The 16,299-nt window shown below is 65.1% G+C and carries 15 protein-coding genes; 5 read left to right on the forward strand and 10 right to left on the reverse strand.

The features are described 5' to 3' along the window. Positions 1-87: 87 nt before the first annotated feature. Positions 88-498 (reverse strand): large-conductance mechanosensitive channel protein MscL, encoded by a 411-nt coding sequence (gene mscL / locus BMY90_RS04780; RefSeq protein ID WP_092702068.1) that lies wholly within the window; start codon positions 496-498, stop codon positions 88-90. Between the two features lie 98 nt (positions 499-596). Further along, the gene (locus BMY90_RS04785) at positions 597-1,283 is read right to left on the reverse strand and encodes a fumarylacetoacetate hydrolase family protein (RefSeq protein ID WP_092702070.1); all 687 of its coding nucleotides are present in this window, start codon (positions 1,281-1,283) and stop codon (positions 597-599) included. A 129-nt stretch (positions 1,284-1,412) separates the two neighbouring features. On the opposite strand from BMY90_RS04785, the gene BMY90_RS04790 reads away from it, so the two are divergent. The 4 genes from BMY90_RS04790 to BMY90_RS04805 all read left to right on the forward strand — a co-directional run bounded on the left by BMY90_RS04790 (position 1,413) and on the right by BMY90_RS04805 (position 6,319). Beyond that, positions 1,413-2,651 carry an efflux RND transporter periplasmic adaptor subunit gene (locus tag BMY90_RS04790; protein WP_092702072.1) on the forward strand — a complete coding sequence of 413 codons (1,239 nt, stop codon included), beginning with the start codon at positions 1,413-1,415 and terminating at the stop codon, positions 2,649-2,651. 98 nt (positions 2,652-2,749) lie between these two features. Next, on the forward strand, positions 2,750-3,436 hold the full coding sequence (locus tag BMY90_RS04795; protein ID WP_008212497.1) for an ABC transporter ATP-binding protein: 687 nt from the start codon (positions 2,750-2,752) through the stop codon (positions 3,434-3,436). 412 nt (positions 3,437-3,848) lie between these two features. Further along, the gene (locus BMY90_RS04800; protein WP_092702074.1) at positions 3,849-5,015 is read left to right on the forward strand and encodes an ABC transporter permease; all 1,167 of its coding nucleotides are present in this window, start codon (positions 3,849-3,851) and stop codon (positions 5,013-5,015) included. Then, positions 5,012-6,319: an ABC transporter permease gene (locus tag BMY90_RS04805; RefSeq protein WP_092702076.1), complete on the forward strand. Its 1,308-nt coding sequence runs from the start codon at positions 5,012-5,014 to the stop codon at positions 6,317-6,319. Before BMY90_RS04800 ends, BMY90_RS04805 begins: the two co-directional genes overlap by 4 nt. A gap of 81 nt (positions 6,320-6,400) precedes the next feature. Here the strand turns inward: BMY90_RS04805 and BMY90_RS04810 are convergent, their stop codons facing one another. The 4 genes from BMY90_RS04810 to BMY90_RS04825 form a co-directional block, all read right to left on the reverse strand. Next, the gene (locus BMY90_RS04810; protein WP_092702078.1) at positions 6,401-7,792 is read right to left on the reverse strand and encodes a short-chain fatty acid transporter; all 1,392 of its coding nucleotides are present in this window, start codon (positions 7,790-7,792) and stop codon (positions 6,401-6,403) included. A 180-nt stretch (positions 7,793-7,972) separates the two neighbouring features. Continuing rightward, the gene (gene yedA, locus BMY90_RS04815) at positions 7,973-8,941 is read right to left on the reverse strand and encodes a drug/metabolite exporter YedA (RefSeq protein WP_092702080.1); all 969 of its coding nucleotides are present in this window, start codon (positions 8,939-8,941) and stop codon (positions 7,973-7,975) included. Between the two features lie 196 nt (positions 8,942-9,137). Beyond that, the gene (locus BMY90_RS04820) at positions 9,138-9,989 is read right to left on the reverse strand and encodes a methylated-DNA--[protein]-cysteine S-methyltransferase (protein WP_245734901.1); all 852 of its coding nucleotides are present in this window, start codon (positions 9,987-9,989) and stop codon (positions 9,138-9,140) included. 229 nt (positions 9,990-10,218) lie between these two features. Beyond that, positions 10,219-10,497 carry a hypothetical protein gene (locus BMY90_RS04825; RefSeq protein WP_092702084.1) on the reverse strand — a complete coding sequence of 93 codons (279 nt, stop codon included), beginning with the start codon at positions 10,495-10,497 and terminating at the stop codon, positions 10,219-10,221. 78 nt (positions 10,498-10,575) lie between these two features. On the opposite strand from BMY90_RS04825, the gene BMY90_RS04830 reads away from it, so the two are divergent. Then, complete coding sequence (locus BMY90_RS04830; RefSeq protein ID WP_092702086.1) at positions 10,576-10,923, forward strand: Rieske (2Fe-2S) protein; 348 nt, start codon at positions 10,576-10,578, stop codon at positions 10,921-10,923. A gap of 163 nt (positions 10,924-11,086) precedes the next feature. Here BMY90_RS04830 and BMY90_RS04835 read toward each other — a convergent pair whose 3' ends face one another. The 4 genes from BMY90_RS04835 to BMY90_RS04850 all read right to left on the reverse strand — a co-directional run bounded on the left by BMY90_RS04835 (position 11,087) and on the right by BMY90_RS04850 (position 16,242). Then, complete coding sequence (locus BMY90_RS04835; RefSeq protein WP_092702088.1) at positions 11,087-13,240, reverse strand: YjbH domain-containing protein; 2,154 nt, start codon at positions 13,238-13,240, stop codon at positions 11,087-11,089. Next, the gene (locus BMY90_RS04840) at positions 13,237-14,019 is read right to left on the reverse strand and encodes a capsule biosynthesis GfcC family protein (protein WP_092702090.1); all 783 of its coding nucleotides are present in this window, start codon (positions 14,017-14,019) and stop codon (positions 13,237-13,239) included. The genes BMY90_RS04835 and BMY90_RS04840 overlap by 4 nt, the downstream gene beginning before the upstream one ends. Beyond that, complete coding sequence (locus BMY90_RS04845; protein WP_245734903.1) at positions 14,016-14,687, reverse strand: YjbF family lipoprotein; 672 nt, start codon at positions 14,685-14,687, stop codon at positions 14,016-14,018. The genes BMY90_RS04840 and BMY90_RS04845 overlap by 4 nt, the downstream gene beginning before the upstream one ends. A 445-nt stretch (positions 14,688-15,132) precedes the next feature. Further along, the gene (locus tag BMY90_RS04850) at positions 15,133-16,242 is read right to left on the reverse strand and encodes a polysaccharide biosynthesis/export family protein (RefSeq protein ID WP_092702094.1); all 1,110 of its coding nucleotides are present in this window, start codon (positions 16,240-16,242) and stop codon (positions 15,133-15,135) included. Between the last annotated feature and the right edge of the window lie 57 nt (positions 16,243-16,299).

Here is a 16,299-nt window from a genome sequence, read left to right on the forward strand (position 1 = left end):
TGCCCTGCAGTTTGCCGAAGCAGTTTGTCAGATACGAAAAAGGCGACCGACGGCCGCCTTTTTCGCGCATCCGACAGCGTGTCGGACTTACGCCTTGTTCTTCAGCAAATCGCGGATCTCGGTGAGCAGGGTCACGTCAGCCGGCGGCGCGGCGGGGGCGGCTTCTTCCTTCTTGTGCATCTTGTTGATCAGCTTGACCACCATGAAGATCGCAAAGGCGATGATGATGAAGGTGATGATGGTATTGATGAAGGTGCCGTAGTTGATCGCAACCTCGGCGATCTTGTGCTTCGGATCGCTGTTGTCTGCCGGTTTGAGGATCCACTTCATCTTCGAGAAATCGACGCCGCCGGTGATGTAACCGATCGGTGGCATGATCACGTCGTTCACCAACGAGGTGACGATCTTGCCGAATGCGCCACCGATGACGATACCGACCGCCATGTCGATGACGTTGCCGCGCATCGCGAATTCCTTGAATTCCTTCATCATGCTCATCGCTTTCTCCCCGAAATGCTGCCGAATGGCACGAGAACTTTAGCGCAGCAGGCCGGTGCCGCACAGGTTTCCGGTTTGGGAATCGTCCGATATTACGCTCAGACAATACGGCCGTTCAGCTCGGCGATGCCTGCCAGTTCGGCATGGAAGCGGTCGCCGCACTTGAGCGCCGCCACGCCGGCCGGCGTGCCGGTGAAGATCAGGTCGCCGGGCTTCAGTTCGAACAGGGTGGACAGCGCGACCAGGATCGCCGGCACGTCGTGAATCATCTCGCCCAGGCGCCCGTGCTGGCGCAGTTCGTCGTTCACGCTCAGGCGCAACTCGGTATCCGGCCCGGGCGTGGCATCGCTGGCCGGACGCAAGGCCGAAACGGGGGCGGAATGGTCGAAGCCCTTGGCCACGTCCCACGGATGCCCCTTGGCCTTCACCTGCGCCTGCAGGTCGCGCCGGGTCAGGTCCAGGCCCACGCCGTAGCCGAAGACGGCCGCCATGGCCTGCTCGGCGGAAAGGTCGCGTCCGCCAGCCTTCAGTGCCACCACCATTTCCACCTCGTGGTGCAGGTCGGTGGTGATGCTGGGGTAGGGCACGTCGGCACCGTCACTGACCACGGCATCGGCCGGCTTGCCGAAGAACATGGGCGTGCCCTTGTCCACAGCGGAGCCCATTTCGCGGGCATGCTCGGCGTAATTGCGACCGACGCAGAACACGCGGCGGATCGGAAAACGCAGCTCGCTGCCGAGCACCGGCAGGCTGGGGACGGAAGGCGGATCGATGACGTAGCGCATGCGTCCAAGCGTAGCAGTTCACCACGGCAGCGGGTGACACCTGTCACCAGCGATGGTTGATGGGCGTGCATGGTTGCGGCGGTGAGTGACGCCTATCGTGCCAGCCATGCCAAGTGCCAGGGGACAAGGGTGAGCGACACCGATCTGTTGAAGGAATTGCGCATCGAGCGCCATCAGCGCGAAGACCACGGAACGGGCTCGCCACGCTGGCCGTGGCTGGTCGGCGTGCTGGTCGTGCTGGCGCTGGTCGCTGCCGGTGGCTGGTGGTGGTGGGGTCATCGCGCCATGCCGGTGCAGGTGGCCATGGCGGTAGCGCCGTCATCGGACGCCGACGCCGGCGCGGTGCTGCAGGCGACCGGCTACGTCACCGCGCGGCGGCAGGCCACGGTGTCGGCGCAGATCACCGGCACGCTGACCGCGGTGCTGATCGAGGAAGGCGACCACGTGCACAAGGGCCAGGTGCTGGCGCGACTGGACGACAGCGCCTGGAAAGCCGCGTTGACGGCGGCCAAGGCGCAGGCTGCCGCGGCCCATGCGCTGGTGAACCAGTACCAGGCCCAACTGGCGCAGGACACGCGCGACGCGGGGCGTCAGCAGTCCCTGGCGGCACGCGGGCTGGTGGCGAAACAGACGGCCGAACAGGCACGCACCCTGGCCGATACCGCCCGCGCCCAGCTGATGTCGCAACGCAAGCAGGCCGCCGCCGCCGATGCACAGGTCACCCAGGCGCAGGTGAATTTCGACTACTGCGTGGTGCGCGCGCCGTTCAGCGGCGTCATCACCACCAAGGATGCGCAGGTAGGCGAAATCATCTCGCCACTGTCCGCCGGCGGCGGTTTCACCCGCACCGGCGTGGGCACCATCGTCGACATGAATTCGCTGGAGGTGGACGTGGACGTCAACGAGGCCTACATCGGTCGCGTGAAGCCGGACATGCCTGCCGAAGCCGTGCTCGACGCGTATCCGGACTGGAAGATCCCCGCCCACGTCATCGCCATCGTGCCCGCCGCCGACCGCGGCAAGGCGACGGTGAAGGTGCGCGTGGCGCTGGAGCGGAAGGATCAGCGCATCGTGCCGGACATGGGCGTGCGCGTGTCGTTCCTGGATGCCAAGCCCGAGCCTGCGGCACAGGCGCCCAAGGGCGTGCTGGTGCCGGCCAAGGCGATCGTGCAGCGCGGTGGTCATGCCGTGGTGTTCGTGGTCGATGACGGCAAGGCGTTCCGCCGCGAAGTGCAACCGGCAACGCAGAACTACGGCGATCTGAAGCTCATCCCGGCGGCGGTGAAGGCGGGCGATGTCGTAGTGGTATCGCCGTCGGCCGGGCTGCATGACGGTTCGGACGTCCAGACGGAAGCATCAAAACCCTAACCACTGTAGGAGCGCACCTTGTGCGCGAATGATTTTCGCGAAGGGCTTCATCGCGGACAGCGTGCGCTCCTACACGCGCTCATTCACCGGAGACAATCATGGACACGTTGATCGAAATTCGCGACCTCTCCAAGCGCTACACGCGTGGCAAGCAGAAGGTCGAGGTGCTGCATCACATCAACCTGGACATCGCCGAAGGCGACTTCCTGGCATTGATGGGGCCGTCCGGCTCGGGCAAGACCACCTTGCTCAACCTGATCGGCGGCCTGGATACGCCGACCGGCGGCAGCATCAGCGTGGCCGGGCAGCGCATCGACCAGCTCGGTGGCGGTGCGCTGGCCAAGTGGCGCGCCGCCCACGTCGGCTTCATCTTCCAGTTCTACAACCTGATGCCGATGCTGAGCGCGCAGCGCAACGTGGAGCTGCCGCTGCTGCTGACCAAGCTGTCGGGCGCACAGCGGCGCAAGAATGCGGCGATTGCCTTGCAATTGGTCGGCCTGTCCGAGCGTGCCTCGCACAAGCCCAGCGAGCTGTCCGGTGGCCAGCAGCAGCGCGTGGCGATTGCCCGCGCCATCGTCTCCGACCCCACCTTGCTGGTGTGCGACGAGCCCACCGGCGACCTGGACCGCCAGTCCGCCGAGGATGTGCTGGGCCTGCTGCGCACGCTCAACCGCGAGCACGGCAAGACCATCGTGATGGTCACCCACGATCCCAAGGCCGCCGAATATGCCAACCACACCTTGCAACTGGACAAGGGCACGCTGGTCGAGCAGGTGACGGCATGAACGCGCGTGCTGCAATAACTTCCTCTCCCCTGCGCGGAATCTCCTCTGCTCGTCGTTCCTGCGCAGGCAGGAATCCAGAGCCTTTGCCGCTGGAGGCGTGCAGGCGCTGGACCCCAGCTTTCGCTGGGGTGACGGAGGGTGAGGCGGCAACCGCGCCGCGAGGGTCGGTCAACGCGACGCCCTCTCCCCTCTGGGGAGAGGGCTGGGGTGAGGGGACAACCTCGCCGCGAGAGTCGTTCAAGGCGACCCCCTCTCCCCTTTGGGGAGAGGGTTGGGGTGAGGGGTCAATCTTGCGGCGAGGTTGGGTGAAAGCCCGCTTCGGGAAACCTTGTCACGAGCACCCGCCCCTCATCCGCCCTTCGGGCACCTTCTCCCCGAAGGGGATAAGGAATCATGTCGAGGGGATACGGCCATGAAATACCTCCATCTCATCTGGGCTGCGCTGTTCCGGCGCAAGTCGCGCACCTTCCTCACGCTGGTGTCGATCATCGCGGCGTTCGTGTTGTTCGGCCTGCTCGATTCGGTGCGTGTGGCATTCACCGCCGGCAATGACGTGGCGGGTGCCGGCCGGCTGATCGTGAACTCTAAAATGTCGATGCAACAGCCCTTGCCGGAAAGCCTGGGCGCGCGCATCGCCACCGTGCCGGGCGTAGCGGCGGTGGCGTCGGCGAACTGGTTTGGCGGAGTCTACCAGGACCCGAAGAACCAGGTGGTCAGCTTCGCGGTGAGTCCGAATTATTTCGACCTGTATCCCGAACTGAACCTGCCGGCGGACCAGCGCGCCATCTGGGGCAAGACGCGCACCGGTGCCGTGGTCGGCGCGGCGCTGGCGAAACGATTCGGCTGGAAGATCGGCGACAAGATCCCGCTGCAGTCGACGATCTTTCCGTCCAAGGCCAGCGGCAACCAGACCTGGACCTTCGACATCGTGGGCATCTTCCACGCCAGAGACCCCGCCCAGGCCGGGCGCGAGCAGATGCTGATGTTCCACTGGAAATACTTCGACGAGAACAACGCCTTCGGCTCCGGTACCGTGCACTGGTACGTGGTGAAGGTGGCCCATCCGGCGCAAGCCGACGCGGTGGCGCATGCCATCGACGCGATCTCGGCCAACTCCGACCACGAGACCAAGGCGCAAACCGAGCAGGCGTTCCAGGCGTCGTTCATCAAGCAGATGGTGAACATCGGTTTCATCGTCACGGCGATCATGGGCGCGGTGTTCTTCACCCTGTTGTTGCTTACCGGCAATACCATGATGCAGGCGGTACGCGAGCGCACCAATGAGCTGGCCGTACTCAAGACGATAGGGTTTTCCAACACCAGCGTGCTGGCGATGGTGCTGGCCGAAGGCGTGCTGATGCTGGTGCTGGGCGGTGCGATCGGGTTGGCACTGGTGTCGCTGATCGTGCCGGCCCTCAGCGCCAAAAGCGGCGGCATGATGCCGGTGCACGCGGTGGCCGGCAGCACCTGGCTGGTTGGCGTGTTGCTGATGGTACTCATCGGTGCGGTGGTGGGCCTGCCGCCCGCGCTGCGCGCGATGCGCTTGAACATCGTGGAAGCCTTGAGGATGGGCGCATGAAAAAATTCCTGATCAATCTCGGCTTGCTGCTGCTGATGGTGGTGGCGCTGGTGATATGGACGAAGTTGCCGTGGATCGGTGCCGTGGCGCTGGCGGTGCTGCTGGCCCTGTGGATGCTGCTGACGCGCACCGGGCGGCAGGCGAGCTCAGTGACGGCGGTGGGCATGGGCACCTTGCGCCAGCGGATCGGTTCGTCGTCGGTAATCGTGATCGGCATCGCCGGTGTGGTCGGCGTGCTGGTGGCGCTGCTGGCGATGGGCCAAGGCTTCCAGGCCACGCTGCAGGGCGGCGGGCGCGACGACACTGCCATCGTGCTGCGTGGCGGCTCGGTGTCCGAGGCGCAGTCGGTGATGACGCACGACGACGTGAATGCCATCGAACAGGCGCCGGGCATCGCCCGCGACGCTGCCGGCAAGCCGCTGGTGTCGGCCGAGCTGGTGGTGGCCGCGAGCATGCGCAAGAAAAATTCGGACGACGATGGCAATGCGCAATTGCGCGGCGTGGACGACAGCGCCTGGGCGCTGCGACCGAACCTGAAAATCGTGCAAGGCCGCAAGTTCAAACCCGGTCTGCGTGAACTGGTGGTGGGGCAGGGCGCACAACGCGAGTTCGCCAACCTCGGCGTGGGCGACGAGGTGAAGCTGGGCCGGCAGCGCTGGAAGGTCGTCGGCGTGTTCGCCAGCGGCGACGCCTACGCCTCGGAATTGTGGGCCGATCGCAAGGAGGTGGCGGCGGACTATCGTCGTGGCGACAGCGCCGAATCGGTGCTGGTGAAGTTGTCCAGTGCGTCGGCATTCGCACCCTTCAAGGCGGCGCTTGCCGCCGATCCCAAGTTGAAGGTGGAAGCCGATACGACGAAAGCCTACTTCGCCAAGCAATCGGCAGGGCTGGCCAAGATCATCCGTATCGTAGGTCTGGTGGTGGGCGTGATCATGGCCATCGGCGCGGTGTTCGGCGCACTCAACTGCATGTTCGCCGCAGTCGCCGCGCGGGCCCGCGAGATCGCCACGCTGCGCGCCATCGGTTTTCGTGGTGGCCCGGTAGTGGTATCGGTGATGCTGGAAACCATGCTGCTGGCATTGCTTGGCGGTGTCCTCGGCGCGGTCGTCGTATGGCTGGTCTTCGACGGCTACACCGCTTCCACCCTGAGCGGTTTCTCCGACGTGGTATTCCAGTTCAAGGTCGACGGTGCTCTGATCTGGACCGGCCTGAAATGGGCCCTCGCCATCGGCTTCATCGGTGGCCTGTTCCCCGCCGTGCGGGCGGCACGCCTGCCCGTAACCACGGCACTACGCGAGCTGTAATTGTAGGAGCGCACCCTGTGCGCGATGCTCTTCGGTTATGTACCGAAAAGCTCGCGCACAGGGTGCGCTCCTACCGATCCTTCACGGCATGACCGGCGGCACGTACGTCAGCGTGAGCCCAAGCAACCACAGCAAACCCAGTACCAGCGGCACATGCACCAGCAATTGCATGAAGGTGTAGCCGACCACGTCGCGCGCCTTCAGGCCCAGCACGCCGAGCAGCGGCAGCATCCAGAACGGGTTGATCAGGTTCGGCAGCGCTTCGGCGGCGTTGTACACCTGCACGGCCCAGCCCAGGTGCACGTGCAAATCGTTGGCCGCTTGCATCACGTAAGGCGCTTCTACCAGCCATTTGCCACCGCCCGAAGGCACGAAGAAGCCGAGGATGGATGAATACGCACCCATTACCAGCGGGAAGGTGTCGGTGTTGGCCACGTGCACGAACAGTTGCGACAGCCGGTGCGCCAGCGTCAAACCGCCATGGCCCTGCACGTGGGTGAGCAAGGCGGCGATGCCGCCGTACAACGGGAACTGGATCAGCACGCCCGCCGTGCTCGGCACCGCCCGGGTCACCGCATCCAGAAAGCTGCGCGGACGCCAGTGCAACAACAGGCCCGCCGTGAGGAACAGGAAGTTGTAGGTGTTGAGGTTGGCGATGGCGCTGACTGCCGGCTTGCTGGCGAATTCGTGGCCCAGCCAGCCCAGTCCCAGCAGGCCGATCAACACCGACAGCAGCGGGCTGTATTCCAGCCATTCGCCCGGCCGCGTGCGCGGCGGCAAGGCCGGCGTGGCGGTTTCCTCGGCGACGCCGAAATCCTCGGCGGTGCGTGCATTGCGGTCCGACGGAGCGGTAAGCCAGCACACCACCAGCGAAGCTGCGATCAGGCAGCCGGTGAGCGCGAATGATTGCCACAGGAAAATGGTGTTGCTGAAAGGAAGCACGCCGGTGATGGCGAGCAGGCCCGGCGGCATGCTTGTCGGGTTGGCCTGCAACTGCGCCGCGGACGAGGACAAGCCCATCGCCCACACCGCACCCAGGCCGAGATAAGCCGCCGCGCCCGCCGCGCGGTAATCCATGCGCAGATCTTTCCGCCGCGCCAGCGCACGTACCAGCAATCCGCCGAACACCAGCGAGAAACCCCACGACAGCAGCGAGGCCAACATGCTCACCAGTGCCACGTAGCAGATCGCGCCACGCCCGCTCCTGGGGGCTCGTGCCAGCAGATCGATGAAACGTGCCACCATCGGTGCGGTGGCCACCACGTAGCCGCCGATCACCACGAAGGCCATCTGCATGGTGAACGGGATCAGACTCCAGAAACCACTGCCAAAGGCGTTCACCGTGGCAACCGGCGAACTGCCGAAGCTCAGTGCGACCACGGCCACGATGACCACACCCAGCGCAGCAAATACCCACGCATCCGGGAACCAGCGCTCCGACCACGCCGCGCTGCGCAGTGCGGCACGCGCCATCCGACCTTCATTCACTGTATTCATGCCAGTCCCCATGCGGTGTCCCGGCCATGGTGGCGCGCGTCACGCAGGCAGGACAAGCCGACGATGGTCGATGCGCGCCGCTGCGACGAAGCCAGGCATTTCTCCCTCCCCTGTGCAGGGGAGGGTTGGGGTGGGGTTAGGCGTTGCGGTAGAGCCTCACCCCCTCCCAGCCTCTCCCTGCGCCGCAGAGGGAGGGGAAATGCTGGTGAGTTTGGGCGGCTTCTGCCGAGCCAGCGTGATCACCGCCACACCCAGCAGGATCACCGCCATGCCTGCGAGATCGAACGGTCCAACATGTTCGCCCGCCAGCAGCAGGCCGAACAGCACTGCCACCGGCGGATTCACATAGGCGTAGCTGGTAGCCAGCACCGGCCGCGCGTGCTTGAGCACGTAGAGGAACGCGCTGAAGCCGATCAGCGAACCGAACACCACCAGGTAAGCGAGCGCCAGCGTGGCGTGGGCGGTGGGATGTGCCGGCAAGCGTTCGCCGCCGCCGAAGCCCATGACGAGCAACGCCGCGCTGCCGCACAGCATCTGCGCCGCGGTGTTCATCGGGCCGGAGGGCATGTCCTGGCGCTTGCTCCACACCGAGCCGAAGGCCCATGCGGCAGCAGCGGCCAACAGCGCCAGTGCACCGAGGCGCGAACCGGACAGGCTGCTGCCGAGATTCAGCACGATCACCCCGGCGAAGCCGATCGCAAGCCCCAGGCTTTCACGGCGGCTGGGCCAGTCGTTGTAGAAGCCGGAGAACAGCGCGGCGAACAGCGGCATGCTGGCGACCGCCACGGCGGCGATACCCGAGCTCACGCGCTCCTCGGCGAAGCAAACCAGCCCGTTGCCCAGGCCGAGCAGCAGGATGCCGGTGACCGCTGCATTGCGCCATTGGCGTGGCGAGGGCGGCGCCACCCCGCGGAGTCGCAGGTAACCGAACAGCAGGCCGCCGGCACACAGGAAGCGCACGCCGGCCAGCAGGAACGGCGGATAGCTGGCCAACGCGAAGTGGATGCCGAGATAGGTCGAACCCCAGATCACATACAGCGCGAGCAGGCCCAGCGGCACCATCACGCGCGGATTGGCGGACAGCGGGATCGCCGCAACGGCAGGCGTGGTGGTGGAGTCGTTCATGGGGAGTCGAGGGGGAGGGAGGCGACGCAGTGTAGCGCCGGAAGCATGCTGCATCGTGACGGCAGCAGGCGCCAGCGAGCATTTCGCAAGGCAGGCTTGAGGCAGCGTCAAGACGTCCGGTTTGCGGCAGGTAGGAGCGCACCCTGTGCGCGAAAAGCCTGTTGCAGGCTCAGGCAATCGCGCACAGGGTGCGCTCCTACCGTTCTGCCATGCGTTGTTCGCTGGCCAGAAGTTGGCGCTTGCGCTCCACGCCCCAGCGCCAACCGCCCGGCGAGCCGTCTTCGCGCACCACGCGGTGGCAGGGCACGATCAGCGCCAGCCGGTTGCTGCCACAGGCGTTGCCGACGGCGCGGGCGGCTTTCGGTTGGCCGAGCTCGGCGGCCAGTTCGCCGTAGCTGCGCGTCTGGCCGGAGGGGATGCGGGTCAGCGCGTCCCATACGCGCCACTGGAAGGCGGTGGCGGCCACGTCCAGCGGCGGGAGAGCGGGTGCATCGGCGCCGCTCCAGCCCAGTTGACTGGCGATGCGGGCGATCACCGCATCCAGCCATTCCTCGCGGCCGGCATCCACGCGTTCGCGGGCGGCTTTGGGAAATTCATTGGCCAGGCGCGTTTCCAGTTCGGTGTCGTCCGCACCCAGCGTTACCGAGCAGATGCCGCGGGTGGTGGCGGCCACCAGCAAGCGGCCAAGCGATGTGTCGGTGGTGGTGTAGCGGATGCTGGCGCCGGCACCACCGGCCCGGTAGCTGGCCGGGGTCATGCCGAGCAGACGGTCGCTGTGCTCGTAGACGCGACTGCCCGAGCCGAAGCCGGCTTCATAGACCGCGTCGCTGACGCCGGCACCTTCACGCAGGGCCGCCTTGAGCTGGCCGAAGCGACGGGCGCGGTGGTATTCGGCCGGACTCATGCCATAGCGCCGACGAAAGGCACGCTGCAGATGGCTCGGGCTGAGCCGGGCGGTCTTGGCCAGGGTGTCGAGTGTCGGCGCTTCATCGGTGCAGTCGAGCTGTCGACGCACTTGTTCGAGCGTGGATTCGGTGGATTTGTTCATGGGGAGCCCCATGCGGATACATGGGACGAGATTAGGGCGCGAGTGCCGTTCCGACTATCCGGATCGTGCGCACAGAGCAAATCGTGTGCCGGTAGCCCGTTTTTGTAGGAGCACACCCTGTGCGCGAATGCTCTTGGCCGGATATCGCGAGAAGCCTTTCGCGCACAGGGTGGCTCCTACGAGAGCCTGCATCGTCGGCAGGAGCGGCTTCAGCCGCGGTCCACCCGATTCAACGCGAGACCGGTCGCCCGTGCTGAATCACCACGAATTCGCCTTCCAGCACGTCGGGCTGGTGCGGCTGGCGGCCCTGCATGGCAGGCTTCGCACCTGCGCGACCCTGTTTCCACTGTCGCCAAGCCAGCAACAAGCCGCCGCCGACCAACAGGATGCCGGCCACCATCAGGCCGAAGACCAGCAGGACACCGACCACGGCCAGCCCGATCAGCAGGGACAGGGCACGGGCCAGCGGATGGCGAGGGCGACGCATGGGCGGCAGGATAAAGCGCATGTGTTAAAAATCCGTGTGCTAAAATCAATGACTTACATGTGCAACGATGGGGCCTGACGGCCCGCGAGACAAGTGCCGATGGATACACTCCCCCCGCTCCGCCCATTGTGCCGCCTCGATGATCTGCCCGATGGCGAAGCCGTGGCGCTGGACGCGATGTTGCCCGACGGCGAGGAAAACCTGATCGTGCTGCGCCATGGTGATGGCGTGCGGGCATGGATCAATGTTTGCCCGCACGCCGGGCGTCGACTGGATTGGGCGCCGGGTAAATTCCTGATCACTCGCGGCACCCTGGTCTGCGCCGTACACGGCGCCAGCTTCCGCACCGATGATGGTTGCTGCGTGGGCGGCCCTTGCCGTGGCGACAGCTTGCGCGCGGTGCCGCTGACGATTGAAGACGGCGAGGTGTGGCTGGTACCGGGATGATCGCGGCTGAAGCCGCTCTTACAACGGCACCCGTGGCCGCGATCCCCACATTGTAGGAGCGCACCCTGTGCGCGATGGCTCTTGATCTTGGTCGTCGTCAGAGCATCGCGCACAGGGTGCGCTCCTACAGTGGCAGTCACGTTTGGCGCTTCTATCCGCGTACCTACTGCGTGATCATCTGCAAATTGCCGTTGAAGTTGTCGCTGTCGCGGCCGTCGGTCAGGGTGTACAGCGAATAGCGGCGACCCAGCGTGGCACCGCCGTCGCGGATCAACGGTTGCCACAGGATGTTGGCGCGGTTGACGGTGGAGCGGGGCAGCATCAGGTCGAACGGGATCGAGATGTAGATGCCCTTGTCGAAGCTGCCTTCGCCGTATTGCTTGCCGTCGGCGCTGGTCAACGTCGCGTAGGCGCCCATGCGCACGCCGTTGCGGAATTCACGCGAGACGTCGATGGTGCCGCCCCAGTCGCCGGCGAGATAACGGCCGGCGCTCAGCGCCAGGGTGACGTCGTCCACGCCGGTGTCGATGTAGGCCGTCACATGGCCGGTGGCGACGTGATAGTGGCGGAACGAGAAATCCTGGTCGAAGCCGCGCTGCTTCACCCACGCCGCATCGGCGCCCAGCGCCCAGCGTTCGCCGAATGGGCGGTACAGCACTTCGCCGCCGACGCCGCCATACATGCTTTCGAACATGCCGGCGTAGGCCATGCCGTACCAGTCCTGGCCCAACCGTTTCGTGGCGGTCAGCTGGAACACCGGCAGGGTGATGCGCCGGCTGGTGAGGTATTCGCGAATGTAGGTGCGTACGCGCGGCAGGTTGCTGGGTGCGTCGTAGGTGAACTTGTCGTAGTTGTTGATCAGGTTGGCGCTGACCACGCCGCTCCACCAGAAGTTGGGCGTGAAGTGGAAGTTGGCTTCGTAGTTCGCGGCAATCTGATACAGGATGAACGCGTCGGGGCCGCCCAGGCTCTGGCCGTAGGTGATCGAGGCACCGCCATCGAACTTCTTCGGCTTGGGCTGGTACAGCACTTCCTCGTGCTGCGGCATGGGCTGGTCCTGCTCCACGCTGAGCCGGAACTCGTCCATCGGGATGCGGTGGTCGAGCAGGGCATCGAAGCGTTCGCGATGCACGCTGGTATCGACGATGGGCAGGCCCTCGCGGGTGGATTCCACGGTGAACCAGTCGATGCCCGGCCCCAGGTAATCATCCAGCACGCGCGCGGTACGGCCCATCGCCTTGGCGGTGTAGAAGTAGCGGACCTGTTCGCCGGTGACCACTACCTCGCGGCCGCGACGGGTGATCTTCGACACGCGAATGCCGGCGTTGTCATGCAACTGGCGGCTGACGTCGGCCCAGTTCACCTGTTCCGACGTGGTGGTAACGGGCGTCGTCTTGCGTGGCGGCAGCGGCGGATCGAGCACCTTCGGCGGCGCCGCGTGTTCAGCCAGGTTGGTGTGCAACGTGATGCTGAACATGGCGGTGTTGCCGCGTTCCAGCGCCGCACTGAAATCCACGCTGCGATTCAGTCGGAACACCGCGCCGACGTTAAACGGGCTGCTCTGCGGTTGATTGTCGTTATGCGGCTCGTGCTTGTAGTTGTTGCCGTCGTATTCCACTTTGATCACCAGCGGCTGCCACGGCGTCTGGTAGCTGATGCCGCCGAACAGTGCCGCCGGACCACGGAAATAGGCGTGGCTGTTGAACTCGCCGCCGGTGCTGGAGTGCCCGGTGGGGCGAGTCTTGAACTTGTCGCTGAGGACGCCGAACGGATTGGAGATGTCGCCGCGGGCGCCCATGTAGCCCCAAGCCATGCCAAGGCTGGCGTCGATCGGACCGAAGCGCTTGCTGGTCACCACGTATTCGCCGGAGAACAAGCCAGTGCCACCCAGGTCGCGGATGCCCACGGCTACGGCCGGTAACCAATGGCTTTCCTGCCACAGCCGCACCTTGGCGTCGATCGATTTGTCCTTCAGGCTTTGATTGCCGCTGAGTGACTCGGGACCGTATGGGATGTTGCTGATATCGGAATAGCGAATGATCCCTTCCAGCCACGGCAGCGGCTGCAAGGTGAAGTTGTAGCGTGTGTACGGCTGCGCGTGGCTGGCGGTGAAGGCGACTTCGCCGGCGTCGGCCATGCGTGCGGTCGGGGTCTGCCACAGGCCGGCGCCCCCCCAGTCGCTTTGCGTGGGTGCATAGCCGGTCGGCGTGGTGTCGGCCAGGGCCGGTGCGGCAATCAGCAACCCGGCCAACAGGCAGGCGCGGCGACAGGGAGCGGAAACGCGCGAGCGACGCGTATGACGGATGCGTTGCTTCATGGCGTTGCTCCCGGGCCAGGCAAGGTCTGGGTGGCCAAAAACGCAGCCACGTCATGGTTCAGTGTGGCATCGACGTGCTGGGCGGCGCGCGCCGGCAACGGCACATAGATCACCGCCCCCTGGGCCAGCGACAGTGGCAGGGAGCGGTTCCACAGCGCTACGCCCTGGCGAAATACCCGGCCGTCCGGTTCGATCACGTAGATCCAGTCGTGGTCGGCGCGTCGGGAGTAAGGGCACGCGGCGAGATAGCTGCGTGCGTCCTGCATGGCTTGCAGCGGCAGCGTGCATGGCTGCTGCACCGCGCCGACGACGCGGATCGTAGTGGGGCGCAGCGGATAGAACAGACGGTCGCCCGGCTGTAGCGGCAGGTTGGCAGCGGCATTGGCCTCTACCGGACGCGGGTCGAGCAAGGCCGGCATGCGACCGGTGACTGGCAATGCGGCGATCCGGTTGCGCAGGCGGCCAACCTCTTCCGCCAGCGCCGCGTCACCACGTTGAAGCGCCTGAAGGTGCAGGCTGTCCAGATCGAACAGTACGCCGGCTTTCTGGCGCTGTTGCTCCGATTGCAGCGATGGCCGCAACCAGGCGGCGCCGAGCATGTAGGCGTCAGGCCGTACCTGGGCCGCAAGCGCGGCATCACTGAGACGGGCCGAGTCCTTGAGATTCAGCACGCCAGGGTGATCCACGGCTCCTTCGACGCGTACCTGTACCTGTGCCAGGACGGGCAGGGTAGCGGAGGCCAGCAACATGGCCAGGCTGGTCAGCATCCACCGCTTCATGACGCCTTCCCGCGATACGGGCGCAACTGCACCAGGGTGATGGCCATACCCGGCGCCACTTGCTGCACGCTTTTCCATATGAAGCCGTCGGCTGGATCGACCCAGTAACGGTTGGTGGCGCGGTAGTGGGCGGCCGGCGCGCTCAAGTGTTCGTCCACGCGCAGCACGGTATGCGTCTGGCCGAGGATGGTGAGCTGCTCCGTGCCGGCCGGTACCAGTCGGGCCTGGACCACGACGTCGTAGCGATAACCGGGTGACCAGTCTTCGTGGCGGACGTAATCAAGCGGTCCACTGAGGTGCTGCAGGCCGCGCGCGAAAGGGTTGTCGGGGGATTGATGAAGGCCGTCGAGATTCTGCGACAGCCCGGCGGTTTGCACGATCTGACCGTGCTTGAGGAAGACCACCACGCCGTGACTGCCATACCAGTCTTCGCGCGCACCATCGATATTGCCGAGAATCAGCACGGCGTGGCCTTCACGCGTGCTCGCCTCCATCTGGTAATACGGACGGGCGGCGACTTCGGCGGCCGTCGGGCTGTGGTCACGATGCTGCTGCACCACCAGCTTCACGGCATCGACGGAGGAAGAAGACACTGCCGTGCAGCCGGCAAGCATGGTCACGAGCAGCAGGCTGGTTAGACCGTGGTAGAGCGTCTTGCCTTTGGCCAAGGGCGCTATCCCTGATGCTTCGTATTGTGCAGCGGCGTCATTCCAGCGAAAGCTGGAATCCAGTGCCTTGTGCACCCCAGAGCTTGAAGCCACGGGATCCCAGCTTCCGCTGGGATGACGAATTCTTAGCCATGTCGCAAAAGTGGGGGGCATGGGGTCGGGACGATGAACGAAGGCGTGGCACCGGTGCATGCTGCACATGGCGGTAGCCGCCTGGACCATTCCTGATAGCCGTGAGCGAAAGCTGGAATGATGGCGAGGGAGGCGCGCTTTTCCCGCACCAGAATCACGGGCTCTCAGCCTTGTCGCCAAAGCTCGGAGCAGGGAGGCTGCGTAATGGTCCGGTGACAAGCCGTGGATTCCTTGTTCCTCGGAAGATCGGTTCACGCGGCCATGCGAGGACGCGTGCCTGTTGATACGCGCCGCCAAACGGCGGCGCGGACAATCAGTTGCTCTTGTCGAGATAGTAGTGCGAAGAGGCAGCCGCACTCAGCGCGCTGGTCAGCGGCAGTACCTGACTCAGGAAACGGTTCCAGCGGGTGACCCCGGCTGCGCCCACGAACACCACGTCGCCAGGCTGCACCTGGAAATGATCGGCGAGTGCGAAAGCGGCCGGCGAATGTGCATTCAGCTGGTATACGGTCGCGGGCTCATTCTCGATATTCTTCGCCCCGCGAATCACGTACACCGATTTGCCCTTGGAGGTGGTCTGGCTAAGGCCACCGGCCCGCCCGAGCGCCTGGGTCAGGGTCAGATCGGAGGTCTTGAATGGAATAGCCATCGGGTGGGTAACTTCACCCAGCACGTAGGCTTCCTGGCGATCGTTGTAGGGCAGGTACAGGCGATCGCCAGGCTTCAGATAGATGGCACGAGCCAGATCCTTGCCATGATCGAGCTTGTCCAGATTGATGTGGTAAGTCTGACCATCGCGGGTCAACACCAGATTGGACAGGTTGGCATCCTGGGTGTTGATCGTGGCTACTCCAATAGCTTGTGCCAGCGTCAGTGGGACCGCAGTAATCGGCTGTGGATCGGTTTTCACAAATGCGCCGCTCAACGTCACGTGTTGGCTGCCGTAGCCGATCACGCTGACATCCACCTGCGGCTTCTCGATATAGGTGGCCAGTTTGTTGCTGATGGCCTGGCGCAACTGCTCGATGGTCATGCCCTCGACCTTGAGCTGGCCCACATACGGGTAGAACAACGTGCCGTCGGAGCGCACCAGGCGGCCGTTGGCCAGCGGCTGCTGCTGTGGGCCGGCCGGCGAGGTCAGCTCGGGGTGATCCCACACCGTGATGTACAGCGTGTCGCCCGCACCGATGCGGTAAGGCTGGGGCTGATAGGCCAGCAGCGCGGGCGGTACGGCGGCACTTTGCTCGGAGGCCTGGTCCATCGCCAGCAGCTTCGGCGTGATCTGCACGAGCTGGACGTGGCTGTTGTCGGCGTTGCCGTCGCGCACCAGCTTGCCGGTGGACATGTGCTGACCGGGTGCCCAGATGCAGCCAGCCAGCAGGCTGACGGAGGCGGCAAGGGTCAGGAGCGGGAGTATCTTCATGGCGAGCAGCTACCTTTTCTGCTTTGCAATCAGGCACGAAAAACCGTGCCGGACGCA

Source organism: Rhodanobacter glycinis, assembly GCF_900114325.1.
Taxonomy (GTDB): domain Bacteria; phylum Pseudomonadota; class Gammaproteobacteria; order Xanthomonadales; family Rhodanobacteraceae; genus Rhodanobacter_A; species Rhodanobacter_A glycinis.